This window comes from Rheinheimera sp. ATLC3, assembly GCF_059429535.1.
In genome coordinates, this window is the sequence record NZ_CM182103.1 from 332831 (window position 1) to 345569 (window position 12739).

Below are 12739 nucleotides of genomic sequence, written 5' to 3' on the forward strand. Positions count from 1 at the left end.
CTTATTCTAGCGTGTTGTAACTAAGGTTTCAGCATTTGTGCTCGGCTTTTGCTGCCAAAAGGGAATTCTTTGTGTGCGGTACTCTGTCAAATCAAGCCTTGCGGGGCTGATATTAAGTGTCAACGCACCACTGTTTGCCGTATTAAACAGCGGAACCCCAAGCATCGCAAGCCGCTGCTGCACTTGCTCTGCCGGGTGATTATGCCGGTTATATAAGCTGGCGCTGTTAAGCGCAAGTTGCGGCGATAACTGGTGGATAAACCGGTAGTGGCTTGAACTATGGCTGCCATGATGGGCCAGTACCAGCACATTGGCGTTAAGCGCCGGATATTTTTTAAGTAGCTCTAATTCAATGCTTTGGCTGATATCACCCGGCAGCAAAATGTTCCAGCCATGTACACTGAGCATCACCACACATGAGCTGTCATTTTTACTGCCGCTGCCGCCACTGTGTAATACGCGAAGCTGAGCCTGAAAAAAATATGCCGGCAACTGATTGCACGGCTGCGCCGGGCTGACATCTGAGATATCAGAATATATTTTAACCTCCGGGAACGCCTGCTTTAGCAGTAACCAGTTACCGGTGTGGTCACTGTCATCATGGCTTAGCACCAGATAATCAAGCTTTCGGATCCCGCGCTGACGCAGGTAAGGCAAAACCTGCGCCGATGTAGCACTGTATTCACCATAACGCGGCCCGGCATCATACAGCAAACCATGCTCACCATTTTGCACCAGTACGGCTAAACCCTGACCAACATCAATCATATGCAATTGCCAACTGGCAGGTTTTGTAAGCTGGTGCAGCAAAGGTAGCAGTACAACCAATGCCAGATAACTGAGCACAGGCTTTTTTATCAGTAGCGTAAGCACCAACAGCAACGTCACAGCAAGCACCAACAGCAACGGCAGATCAGGCAGCCCCCACCAGCGGCCATGCGCTGCACACCAGTGTAACCACCACATCAGAGGTTGAAATAACGTATCGCAAAGCTGCCACAGCAGTTCACTGCCGGGAAAACCCGACAACTCTGCCAGCAAGCATAATAACAGTACCGGAATAGCCAGCAGGCTACACCAGGGCACAAACAGCAGATTGGATAACAGCGACAAAGCTGTACTGCCGTCAAACATCAACACGCTGAGCAGTGACATAAACAAGGTCAGCACGAGATGAAAAACGAACAGCATCTTTACTCTGCCTAACCAGGTAGTCGCAGGTAAAGGCCAGCGCCACAGCACAAAAAAGATCACAGCTACTGCCAGCATCGATAGCCAGAAACTTTTACTTAACACAAACATCGGTTGTGCGAGTAACAATATGGCCGCAAGCAGCAACCAGAAACTTAAGTAGCTCAGTGATTTACGCTGCAACAGTGCACCGGATAGCATTAGCAACGCAACGGCTGCCCTGATTGTGGGGATGGCAAAACCTGCGAGCCAGGCATAGCTCAAAGCCAGAACCAAACCACAAATAATGCCTGCCGGTCTGCGCCAGGCCAAACAATGTATCGGCCATGGCAGTAAACGAACGAGCAGCATTCCCCAGCCGAACACCAAGCCAACATGCAATCCGGATATCGCCACCAGATGCGCCAGACCGGATAGCTGCAACCCAAGCCAGAGCGGTGCAGAGAACTGCCGTTCGCCCATCGTCAGGGCCAGTAGCAATGGCGCCGTCTGTAACGGCTGTACGGCGGCTGTAACATCCGATAACCAGCGGGAGCGGATGCCTTGCTGCTCTGACAATAATTGAGGTGCCGGTGACGTGACCACACTGCCCTGCGCCACGACCTGCTCCAGCAAAGCGGTGGTTTCTTTGTTTACCCCTGCCGGATTGGCTACACCGGCGATAGGCTTCAACCGGGCGCACAGCTGCCAGTGCTGGCCTTGGCGCAAAGTGTCAGGCGCATGGCTCCAGTTCAGCGTGACGTAATACCCTGCAGCCGCACCGTCATCCAGTTTCAACTTAAATTGACTATACTCTGCGTAATGTTTGGGCGTATCAGTTATTACACCGGTCAGACTGTGTGCAGAGGCAAGCAGATCATGCTGTGCGTTCTGATAGACATTAAATTGCCAGATAAAGCTGATAAAAAACGCAACGATCCCGGCATAAAACAGTCCACTGTAGTGCAGTAAGATTAAAATTACCGGTATCAGCAAAAATACTGAGAAAAAAGGTGGCACTATTGGCAAAAATAATGACAATAGGCTGCCAGCGAGCACACCGATACAAAAAGATTTCATGTTTGTTTTTTGTGAACAGGTTGTATGCCAAAGAACTTTATTAAGAAATATTTACCATCTCCGGAGAAAATCAAGCAGCAGAAACTTCTGAAGCTGTTTGGATCGCTGCTGCATGATGGCAATTTGTGGCATCTGAACCGGCGCTCTGCCCGCGGTGCTTTCGCTGTCGGACTATTTTTTGCCTGGATGCCAATCCCGTTTCAAATGGTCGCCTCAGCCGCTGTCGCTATTCCGATGCGCGTCAATCTGCCGTTATCGGTATCTTTGGTTTGGCTAACTAACCCGCTGACGATGCCGGTGCTGTTCTATTTAAGTTATCTGGTAGGTTGTGTAGTACTGCGTACACCAATAGAACACTTTGCGTTTGAAGCCAGCTGGGCCTGGTTACAGCATAGTATAGCGTCGATAGGTAAGCCGTTTTTAACCGGCTGCCTGTTGATGGGAATATGTTCAGCCGTTGCCGGTTATTTTGTTATTGACTGGCTATGGCGGGTGTCAATACGAAAAGCCCAATTGCTGCGAAAGCTAAAACGCAGCAAACCGGTAAACTAACGCTGCCCCAACACTAACGCTGGTTGCACCTTGCTGGCACGCCAGGCCGGATATAAGGTTGCCAGCAAGCTCATCAACAACGCGACTCCCAGCGTCAGCGCAACATCCTGCCATTGCAGCAACGAGGGGATGAAATCAATAAAATAAATGCTGGGGTCAAGCAGTGAATGCCCTAAGACCCTTGTCACTAATGCAAATATGGGCTCTATGTAACCTGCCAGCAGCAACCCCACAACGGCACCCACGACACTGCCAACTAAACCATTGAGCCAACCCAGCCACATAAAAGTGAAAATAACTGTCGCTGGTGAAGCCCCCATAGTCAGTAATATCGCGATATCACTTTCTTTCTCTCTTACCGCCATGATCAGCGTAGCCACAATATTAAAGCAGGCCACGGCTATCACCAGCGCTAACACCAGATATAAAATACTGCGCACCATTTGAATATCCTGGTATACATGGCCCTGAGTGCGGAACCAGTCCAGCAGATAGACGTAATCCTCAGACAGTCTGCCAAGCTCCCGCGCCCTTTGCGGCGCCTGAAAGATATCACTCAGGCGAAATGCAAACCCTTGCACAGTGCCACTTTCAAACGCCAGCAACCTTGCTAAGGTATCCATATCCAGCCAGACATGGCTGTAATCGAGCTGGCCGCCGATAGCAACAATGGCGCTAACGGTAAAAACAGCAGTGCTGTGGCTGGCAAGACGGCCGTCTTCGGTAAGCTTTGGTAGCAGCAACTGCACCTGGCTGCCAACCTGCACAGCCAGCGCATCAGCAATGCCCTGCCCCAGTACAATGTCGCCATCCGCTAAGCTATCCAGCTCGCCTGCACTAACGTAAGAGGCAAAATCACTTATCTTACGCTCTGCATCCAGTTTTATGCCCCGCACTTCAGCAGCTTTAACAGCTGAACCGAAGCGGAGCATACCATTGGTTTTAATATAAGGTGCTGCGCCTTTTACCCCTTCGGCCTGTGACAGCCGTTTGAGCTTACTTTGCCAGTCGGCAATAGGTTCAGCGGCAGCTTCCAGCTCAACATGCGGGATCACTGATAACAGGCGTTGTTCCAGTGCCTGTTCAAAACCGTTCATCACCGACAAAGCCAGGATCAAAATGGCTACCCCCAGCGCTATACCTGAGGTTGAGCTGGCGGAGATAAAGCGGATAAAGCCACTGCTGTGGCGGGTATTACGGTAACGTTTTGCCAACTGCCAGGCCAGATTAGCCATGAGCCGTCTCCAGGTGACCATCACGCATTAACAGGTGACGATCCAAACGCGATGCCAGCTGCAAATCATGCGTTACCACGATAAAACTGGTGCCCAGTTCACGGTTCAAACTGCGTAGCAACTGGTATACCGATTCAGCGGTATGCTGATCAAGGTTTCCTGTTGGCTCGTCCGCCAGTATCAATGCAGGCTCAGCAACTAACGCACGGGCGATAGCTACCCGCTGACGTTCACCCCCACTTAACTCAGCCGGGCGATGGCTAAGACGGTGTGACAAACCTACCCGCTGCAACATCGCCGCTGCACGCTGCTTTGCAGCTGAGGCTGATAATCCACGGATCAAAAGTGGCATGGCCACATTTTCCTGTGCAGTAAAATCCATCAGCAGATGATGAAACTGATAAATAAATCCCAGCTGTTCATTACGAAGCGCGGCTTTTTGCGCCGATGACAAGCTTGCGACATCTTTGCCAAGCAGTGTTAGCTTGCCGCTATCAGGCTTATCCAGCGTACCCAGAATATGCAGCAAGGTACTTTTGCCAGAACCTGAGCTGCCCACTATAGCCAGCATGTCACCGCGGTTAATACTAATATCAACACCGTGTAATACATCCGTGACCTGCTGGCCATCGCGATAACTTTTGCAGATCTGCTCTGCTGTTAATACATTACTCATCACGTAATATTTCCGCTGGATTAATACTTACTGCGCGTTTTGCCGGATACCATACCGCCAGCAACGTCAGAAATACGGCACTTAGCAGTATCAGACAAAGCTGGTCGAGCCGGATATCTACCGGTAGCGCTATCCCCGGCGCCAGTTGCAGCCCCAGCAATGCCAGCAGCGGATTTAGCTGCCAACATAACAATACACCTGCCACAGCACCGCTAATGGCACCGGTTAAACCGTTACTGAGCCCCTGCACAGCAAACACAGCAAACAGTTTGCGATCGCTCATGCCCAGGGTTTTTAAAATCGCAATTTCTGCCTGTTTGTCTGTCACCATCATCACCAGCGCTGATACTATATTAAACGCTGCTACCGCCACGATCAGCAGTAACATCAGCCACATCATGGCTTTTTCCATCGCAACGGCAGCAAACAACTTACCCTGGGTTTGCCGCCAGTCCTGCACCTTTAGCGTTTCATCGGCAGCGAGCTGTTGTGCCAGGTGCGGTGCAGCAAAAGGCTCTGTCAGGGTGATACGCCACTGCGTTGCCGTATTCGTATTACCGCTAAGCCGGCTTAAATCTGCCAGATTAGTGACGGCCAGCAACTTGTCGACGTCAGAGCCGGTGTCAAGAATGCCGGCGACAGTAAACAGTCTCTGCCGTGGTACCCAGCCCATCGGGGTATAGCTACCAGCCTGAGGCAACATAAAACGCAGCTGGTCACCCACCGACACCTGCAGCTGCTCTGCCAGCATCCGGCCCAGCATGACAACATAGCGCTCGGCCGCAAACTGTTGCCAGTCACCTGCCAACAACGCCTGCTGCATAAAATCCGGAATGGCATCGGCGGTAACGCCTTGCAGCAAAACACCGGTTAGCTGGCGCGGTGACTGCACCAGCGCTTCCGTTTGCAAAAACGGGGTTATTTGCTGCACCAGCGGCTGTGCCAGTAGAGCCGGCTGCCAGCGTTCGGTATCGTCATCGGATGCGGTAACGACCACATGAGGTATGACACCCAGAATACGTTTTTTAAGCTCACCTTCAAAACCGTTCATGACCGAGCTGACTACTGTCAGTGCCATAACGCCCAGAAAAATACCGGCCACAGAGAACAGTGAAATAAAAGAAATAAAGGCATTACCTTTACGGCTTCGGCTATAACGTAAACCGATGAACAAACTGACTGGTAACTGCATTCTAATCTTCAGGACAAGACCTGCGTTAGATGGTAAAGTGGCGACGATCATAGAGATTATTGTCAGTTGTGACAAGCAGCTTGCAAAGGTAGGCCCATGAGTGAGTTAACATTACAGCAGCTGGATGAAGCTTATCAGGATTACTTCAGCGTAGAACATGGCATCAGCCTCAATGTCAGGGCGCTGGACAGGCCGTTGCCTTCAATACGTGAATTGGCAGAGGCCATTCCGGCACCTTTTCTGATGGCGTCCGACGTCAACAGCCTGAACAGTTCTGCCCTGCGCTCACTCAATCGCCTGGGCGAATTGGCAGAAGAGCTGGCAAACTACCTGCAACAACAGGCCCGTAAAATAGATTTATTATTGCATTATGTGCTCAGACAACAGGACGACGAAAGCACACGCTATGTTACCCAAAGTTACAGTGGCAGCGGCTGTTGCTACCTGGCCGACAGCGCACTGTCACCGCTGCAGGTAGTAGAAGTTAAACTGTTTCTGGATAATAACGATGGCGCAGTATTTTGTTATGGCCAGGTATTAAGCTGTGAGCAAGTGGCTGAAAAATGGCAGGTAAAAGTGGTATTTTCCTGTATCAGAGAAGAAGATCGTGAGCTGATTGTGCGTGCCAGCCTGCATCAGCAATCAAAACTTTTAAAACAGAAAGCCGAGCAGCGTCAGCAGCACACATCTTCTTAGTATTGGCTTTAGCGCATTATAGGTTAGTTGTTTTACATGGATCTTATCTCTGCATTACCCCAGATTAAGCACGCCTCAGACCAATTACACTGGGGCAATTTACAAGGTGCGGCTTTACCGCTGGCAATTAGTCAGTTGTTACGCCAGCACAGCGGCACTTATCTATTGCTGGTACCCGACACACCAACTGCACTGCGACTGGAGCAGGAACTGGCGGTGTTTTTATCGCCAACAGACTGCCCGCTGCTTACACTGCCAGACTGGGAGACACTGCCCTACGATGTATTCTCACCGCACCAGGATATTGTTTCACAGCGCCTAAAAACCCTGTATCAGCTGGCCAGGTTAGACCGGGGTGTGGTTATCGTGCCGGTCAGCACCTTATTGCTGCGTATTTGCCATCGCGATTATCTTGAGCAAAACAGTTTTCTGATCAAAAAAGGCCAGCAAGCCGATTTAGCCGCGCTAAAACGCCAGCTGGCTGCTGTTGGCTACCGCAGCGTAGAGCAAGTGATGGAGCACGGTGAGTTTTCTGCCCGCGGCTCTATTCTGGATCTGTACCCAATGGGCGCAGCTACGCCCTATCGTATCGACTTTTTTGATAATGACGTCGACGGCATTCGCACCTTCGACCCGGACAACCAACGTAGCCAGGCGCAGGTTGATCAGATCGAGCTGCTGCCAGCACACGAGTTTCCGACAGATCAGGCTGCAATTGAACGCTTTCGTATTGCCTATCGCGAGCGCTTTGCCGCCCGAAATGAAAAAGAATCGCTGTATCAGCAAGTTAGTCAGGGTATGTTGCCAGCTGGTATTGAATACTATTTACCGCTGTTTACCGAAAAAACAGCCACGTTATTTGATTACCTGCCTGAAGACAGCCGCTTTCTGTTACTGGGTGATACAGAGCATGCGGCTGAAAAGTTCTGGCAGGAATTAAAACGGCGCTATGACGACAGAGCAATTGACCTGCTGCGGCCAATACTGAAGCCCAACGAGCTTTATCTCTCAGTCGACCAGCTGTTTGCTGCACTGAAACAGCACGGCCGTATCCGGCTTAGCCAGGCCTTGCTGCCTGCCCGCGCAGGCCAGGCGAATGCCACAGTGTCTACCCTGGCAGATCTGAGTGTTAATCATCAGCTGAAAAACCCGCTGCAGGCGCTGCAGCAATTTATGCTTTCACTTAAGCAGCAACAAGGCCGGGCACTGTTTTTTGTAGAAAGCGAAGGCCGGCGCGAAAGCTTACTGCAACTGCTGCAAAAAGCCGGGATCCGCATTGCTCAATACGACAACCTGGCGGCTTTTGAACAAAGCAAAGACGATTTGGGCATTATTGTCGGTGCTTTGGAACAAGGCGTGCTGATTGACAAACCCGGTCTGCTGGCGCTGATCAGTGAAAACGAGCTGTTCGGGCAAAAAATCAGTCAGCGCAGACGGCGTAAACGCAGCCAGCAGGTGTCCAGTGATACGGTTATCCGCAATCTGGCTGAGCTGAATCTTGGCCAGCCGGTAGTACATTTACAACATGGTATCGGCCGTTATCAGGGCTTACAGTTACTCGATGCTGGCGGCATCAGTGCTGAGTTTGTCACCATTGAATACGCTGGCGGCAGCAAGCTGTATGTGCCGGTCACCTCTTTGCATCTGCTCAGCCGTTACAGTGGTAACGATGCAGAACAAGCGCCGCTGCATAAACTCGGCAACGACAGCTGGGAAAAATCACGGCGTAAAGCGGCAGAAAAAGTGCGAGATGTGGCGGCAGAGCTGCTGGATGTGTACGCCCAGCGCGCAGCACACCAGGGTTATGCCTTTGCCATAGATGATGGTCAGTACATGGCCTTTGCCGATAGCTTCCCTTATGAGGAAACTGCAGACCAACAGGACGCCATCGATGCTGTGCTGCGCGATATGCAAAGCCCGCAGCCAATGGACAGGCTGGTTTGCGGTGATGTCGGTTTTGGTAAAACAGAAGTGGCAATGCGGGCAGCCTTTGTTGCGGTAAATGACGGCAAACAGGTGGCGCTGCTGGTACCCACGACACTTTTGGCACAACAGCATTTTGAAAACTTTAAAGACCGCTTTGCCAACTGGCCGGTACGGGTCGAAGTATTGTCGCGTTTTGTCAGCACCAAAGCACAAAAAGCCATTCTTGAAGATGTCGCCAGCGGTAAAGTCGATATTTTAATTGGTACTCATAAGCTACTGCAGGATGATATCAAACTGCAGGATCTTGGCCTGTTGATTGTCGACGAAGAGCATCGCTTTGGCGTGCGGCAAAAAGAGAAAATCAAAGCGCTGCGTGCCGATATTGATATTCTGACATTAACCGCCACCCCCATTCCCCGTACGCTGAATATGTCGATGTCCGGCATGCGGGATCTGTCGATTATCGCCACCCCACCGGCCAGACGCCTCGCCGTGAAAACCTTTGTCCGCGAGTACGAAAACGGCCTGATCCGTGAAGCGGTGATGCGTGAAATTCTGCGGGGTGGCCAAGTGTACTTTTTGCACAACGATGTTGCTACTATTGAGAAAGCCGCAGCGGATTTAGCACAGTTATTGCCAGAAGCCATCATTGGTATTGCACATGGCCAGATGCGTGAGCGCGAGCTGGAGCAAATCATGGCAGACTTTTACCACCAACGTTTTAATGTGCTGCTCTGCTCAACCATCATTGAAACCGGTATCGATGTGCCAACCGCAAACACCATTATTATCAATCGTGCCGACAATTTTGGCCTGGCACAACTTCACCAGCTGCGCGGACGTGTCGGTCGCTCGCATCATCAGGCTTATGCCTATTTGCTGACCCCTCCCCCTAAGCGTCTGACCAAAGATGCTGAAAAGCGGCTTGAGGCCATAGCAAGCCTGGAAGATTTAGGCGCGGGTTTTGCGCTGGCGACACATGATTTAGAGATCCGCGGCGCTGGCGAGTTACTGGGCGATGAACAAAGTGGCCAGATAGAATCCGTTGGTTTTAGTTTATACATGGACATGCTGGAACAGGCTGTTAAAGCCTTAAAAGAAGGCCGAGAGCCGAGCCTTGATGCGATGCTAAGCCAACAGACTGAAATGGAGCTGCGCATACCTGCGCTGCTACCTGAAAGTTATATTCCGGATGTAAATTTACGCTTATCCTGCTATAAAAAGCTGGCGTCAGCGACCAGTGTGGAAGAGCTGGATGACGTTCAGGTAGAACTGATAGACCGGTTTGGCTTATTGCCAGATGCCGCTAAAAACCTGGTGGCGATATCCGAGTTTAAAATTCAGGCGCAGCAGCTGGGGATCCGGCGTATCGAGGCGAACAGTAAAGGTGGCCTGGTCGAATTCAGTGAAAAAACAGCTGTATCACCAGCTTATATTATTGAGCTTATTCAAAAGCAATCACGGGTATTTAAACTCGAGGGTGGGCAGAAGTTACGTTTTAATATTGCCTCTGATGATGGCGCAGCACGTCTGAGCCTTATCGCAAACATGTTGCAGGATTTTGCCAGACATAAGGTACAAAAATGAGTAAAGCTGTCAGTTGCAGTTTCATAAGCGCCGCGCTGTTTAGCTCGGTATTACATGCTCAGGAACAACGCTGGTTTGAAGTTGAAATGCTGATTTTCAGTCAAACGCCACCGGCATCGTTGCAGGAAAATTTCGGTGATGCTGTAACGGCGATAAAGCCCGGCAGAGCCTATGACCTGGTGACGCCGCTGCTGCAGCCGGACTTATCCAGCCTGCTGGCCGAATTACCCCTGTGTAATAGCTCGCAGTTGCCGGAAGATGGATATCAGTTTACTCAGGCACTATCGGCGCAGCTTTGTATAGTGGAACGCCAGCCACACAGCTGGCAGCTTGGTAATCTGTTTGAGCCCCGCCGCAGTTACGATAAAGTGCCGTACCCTGCCGCGCTGCCTGCTGTTTTAACAGGCTCAGGAGTACACGCGAACACGCCTTATCTGGCAGAGCGCGCATCGCTGCAGCTAACAGATATTGCCAGCAAAATTACCCGCTCTGCGGGCACTCAGCTTTTACTGCACACCAGTTGGCGCCAGGCGCCGGTGACCGAACGCCGGGCTATCGGCAGCCGTTGGTTCAGCGGAAAAAACTACAGTGAGCAATTCGACTACTGGGGTCAGCCGGTTTCTGACGTTACGGCAGATGCAGCCCCCCTCACTTCTGACAACGCAGAGCTTGTCAGCCATGATTTAGTCGCAGCTAACGACACCGACGCTCATCAGTTAATGTCCAATATTGACGTGTTGTTACAACAATTAAATGCAAACAGCCAGCTGCCAGATACAGCAGTATCGGCAATTGATAATCCGGTACATTCAGACAGCCTCAGCAGCCGTAACCTGCCGGATCAGGTATGGCAGCTGGATGGTTTGTTTAAGCTGCATCTGGATCATTATTTATTTGTAAACACCGAATTTAACCTGCGCCTACCGGCACAGGACAACGGCTTGCAGACGATTTATGTGCGCCAAAGCCGCAGAGTCATCAGTGGCGAAATTCATTACCTTGATCACCCTTATCTGGGCATAATACTGCAAATACGCCGTTATGAGCCGCCAGCCGAGGAAGAGCCTGAGCTAAATGACGCCACAAATACGTCGCAATAATGATACTTTTTTAACAAAAACCATTGCCAAAGTGGAAACTAATGCCTAAGCTTCGGCGGTATTACACTTTTACACAAAACATCGCGGGTAAATGGGATGTTGTTTTTTTATATTAAATTATCTGGTTTATCTGATCGTAGAGCATTATGGACAATTTGACCCCAATGCCGGAGCTCTCTCCGAAACACTACCTGTTGTTGCTAACCCTGTTTGTATTAGTCAGTAGTTGTGAACCCATTATCAGCTGGTTTTTCCCGATACTTACCGGCAATATCTGGCTAACGGTGTTGCCGCCTGTCGCCGGGCTGTACCAATTGATGCTGCTGTTTCGCAGTCTGGGGGTAATTCAGCTGCCTAATGCAGCTTATTACTCTGCAGTGTTGGCACCACTTTCTGTGCTGAGTTTTTATCAGTTCGTTTTGCAGTGACACACCTTTGAACATTTTTGCGGTATCATAGCGCTCATTATTACAGTGAGCGTTACTGGTTGGCTGATAGCCGGTCAGTTCAATTTAAGGTACCCCTAGATGTCAATCAACTGGTTTCCGGGCCATATGCACAAGGCCCGAAAAGAAATAGCCGAAGTCATGCCGCAAGTCGATATTATTATCGAAATGCTCGACGCACGCATTCCCTTCTCCAGTGAAAACCCTCTGGTACCGCAGCTTCGCGGCAATACGCCTTGTATCAAAGTACTGAATAAAGCCGATTTAGCCGACCCAGCTTTAACCCAGCGCTGGGTAGAACACTTTGACAGCCAGGCGGGTATAAAAGCCATTCCTATCAGCCAGCAAAACCCGGAACAAATACGGGCGCTGTTGCAGCTGTGTAACGACATGCTGCCAGAGCGCAACCTCGACATCCGCGGCGCCCGAGCGATGATTATGGGTATTCCAAACGTGGGTAAGTCTACGCTGATCAATACATTAGCTGGCAGAACCATCGCTAAAACCGGCAATGAAGCCGGTGTGACCAAGATGCAGCAGCGCATTAAACTGGACAACAACGTTATTTTAACCGACACACCGGGGTTTTTATGGCCCAAGCTAAGCCCGCCAACCTGTGGCTATCGTCTGGCGGTAACCGGTGCCATTAAAGACACCGTATTTGACTACGCTGATATCGCTATGTTTGCCGCCGATTATTTGCTGCAGGCGTACCCACAGGCCGTAATGCAACGTTTTGGCTTAACGGAAGTGCCAGAGAACGATATCGCGTTGATGGACGCCATTGGCATAAAGCGCGGCGCTATGCGTAAAGGCGGTATTGTCGACCTGGAAAAAGTCGGTTCAATTCTGATAACAGAGCTACGTGCCGGCAATATCGGTGGCATTACGCTGGAAACCCCAGAGATGGTAAGCCAGGAGCTTATTGAAGCCAAAGCCGAAGAAGCCGCCAAAGCGAAAGACAAAGCCGAGCGCGAAGCGGAGCGTAAACGCAAAGCGCAGAGAAAATACCGTTAATCAGCCTGAGTACGGCTGGTTTGTAGTAGCTCATGTCTGAACTTACAGTTTTGAATAAAAGT

10 protein-coding genes are annotated in these 12739 nt (G+C 50.7%); 6 read left to right on the forward strand and 4 right to left on the reverse strand.

Going from position 1 to position 12739, the window contains the following annotated elements; all coding sequences use genetic code 11:
* Window positions 1-6: 6 nt before the first annotated feature.
* On the reverse strand, window positions 7-2250 hold the full coding sequence (locus AC5SV9_RS01655) for a DNA internalization-related competence protein ComEC/Rec2 (RefSeq protein ID WP_475151441.1): 2244 nt from the start codon (window positions 2248-2250) through the stop codon (window positions 7-9).
* Window positions 2251-2274: 24 nt separating this feature from the next.
* Between AC5SV9_RS01655 and AC5SV9_RS01660 the strand changes: the two genes are divergently transcribed.
* Window positions 2275-2802, forward strand: coding sequence for a DUF2062 domain-containing protein (locus AC5SV9_RS01660; protein ID WP_331923057.1), 528 nt, complete (start codon window positions 2275-2277; stop codon window positions 2800-2802).
* Here the strand turns inward: AC5SV9_RS01660 and AC5SV9_RS01665 are convergent.
* From AC5SV9_RS01665 to AC5SV9_RS01675, 3 genes are read right to left on the reverse strand one after another with little or no spacing between them, the layout of a single operon-like run.
* Window positions 2799-4037 carry a lipoprotein-releasing ABC transporter permease subunit gene (locus AC5SV9_RS01665; RefSeq protein ID WP_475151444.1) on the reverse strand — a complete coding sequence of 413 codons (1239 nt, stop codon included), beginning with the start codon at window positions 4035-4037 and terminating at the stop codon, window positions 2799-2801. The two genes, AC5SV9_RS01660 and AC5SV9_RS01665, sit on opposite strands and share 4 nt — an antisense overlap.
* Window positions 4030-4713 carry a lipoprotein-releasing ABC transporter ATP-binding protein LolD gene (lolD, locus tag AC5SV9_RS01670; protein WP_273020479.1) on the reverse strand — a complete coding sequence of 228 codons (684 nt, stop codon included), beginning with the start codon at window positions 4711-4713 and terminating at the stop codon, window positions 4030-4032. Before lolD ends, AC5SV9_RS01665 begins: the two co-directional genes overlap by 8 nt.
* Window positions 4706-5905: a lipoprotein-releasing ABC transporter permease subunit gene (locus tag AC5SV9_RS01675; RefSeq protein ID WP_475151446.1), complete on the reverse strand. Its 1200-nt coding sequence runs from the start codon at window positions 5903-5905 to the stop codon at window positions 4706-4708. The genes lolD and AC5SV9_RS01675 overlap by 8 nt, the downstream gene beginning before the upstream one ends.
* Window positions 5906-6001: 96 nt before the next feature.
* Between AC5SV9_RS01675 and AC5SV9_RS01680 the strand changes: the two genes are divergently transcribed.
* From AC5SV9_RS01680 to ylqF, 5 genes are all read left to right on the forward strand, one after another.
* Window positions 6002-6601 (forward strand): PilZ domain-containing protein, encoded by a 600-nt coding sequence (locus AC5SV9_RS01680; RefSeq protein WP_475151449.1) that lies wholly within the window; start codon window positions 6002-6004, stop codon window positions 6599-6601.
* Window positions 6602-6637: 36 nt separating this feature from the next.
* Complete coding sequence (mfd, locus tag AC5SV9_RS01685) at window positions 6638-10114, forward strand: transcription-repair coupling factor (protein WP_475151451.1); 3477 nt, start codon at window positions 6638-6640, stop codon at window positions 10112-10114.
* Window positions 10111-11214 (forward strand): CsiV family protein, encoded by a 1104-nt coding sequence (locus AC5SV9_RS01690; protein WP_475151453.1) that lies wholly within the window; start codon window positions 10111-10113, stop codon window positions 11212-11214. Before mfd ends, AC5SV9_RS01690 begins: the two co-directional genes overlap by 4 nt.
* A gap of 146 nt (window positions 11215-11360) precedes the next feature.
* Entirely contained in the window at window positions 11361-11642 is a 282-nt protein-coding gene (locus tag AC5SV9_RS01695; RefSeq protein ID WP_226765578.1) for a hypothetical protein, read from the forward strand.
* A 99-nt stretch (window positions 11643-11741) separates the two neighbouring features.
* Window positions 11742-12677 carry a ribosome biogenesis GTPase YlqF gene (gene ylqF, locus AC5SV9_RS01700; protein ID WP_475151456.1) on the forward strand — a complete coding sequence of 312 codons (936 nt, stop codon included), beginning with the start codon at window positions 11742-11744 and terminating at the stop codon, window positions 12675-12677.
* Window positions 12678-12739: the final 62 nt, after the last annotated feature.

Excerpts from the sequence above, each read along its gene's own strand:
- AC5SV9_RS01655 (WP_475151441.1), bottom strand. The coding sequence starts at position 2,250 with ATGAAATCTTTTTGTATCGGTGTGCTCGCTGGCAGCCTATTGTCATTA.
- AC5SV9_RS01660 (WP_331923057.1), top strand. The coding sequence starts at position 2,275 with ATGCCAAAGAACTTTATTAAGAAATATTTACCATCTCCGGAGAAAATC.
- AC5SV9_RS01665 (WP_475151444.1), bottom strand. The coding sequence starts at position 4,037 with ATGGCTAATCTGGCCTGGCAGTTGGCAAAACGTTACCGTAATACCCGC.
- lolD (WP_273020479.1), bottom strand. The coding sequence starts at position 4,713 with ATGAGTAATGTATTAACAGCAGAGCAGATCTGCAAAAGTTATCGCGAT.
- AC5SV9_RS01675 (WP_475151446.1), bottom strand. The coding sequence starts at position 5,905 with ATGCAGTTACCAGTCAGTTTGTTCATCGGTTTACGTTATAGCCGAAGC.
- AC5SV9_RS01680 (WP_475151449.1), top strand. The coding sequence starts at position 6,002 with ATGAGTGAGTTAACATTACAGCAGCTGGATGAAGCTTATCAGGATTAC.
- mfd (WP_475151451.1), top strand. The coding sequence starts at position 6,638 with ATGGATCTTATCTCTGCATTACCCCAGATTAAGCACGCCTCAGACCAA.
- AC5SV9_RS01690 (WP_475151453.1), top strand. The coding sequence starts at position 10,111 with ATGAGTAAAGCTGTCAGTTGCAGTTTCATAAGCGCCGCGCTGTTTAGC.
- AC5SV9_RS01695 (WP_226765578.1), top strand. The coding sequence starts at position 11,361 with ATGGACAATTTGACCCCAATGCCGGAGCTCTCTCCGAAACACTACCTG.
- ylqF (WP_475151456.1), top strand. The coding sequence starts at position 11,742 with ATGTCAATCAACTGGTTTCCGGGCCATATGCACAAGGCCCGAAAAGAA.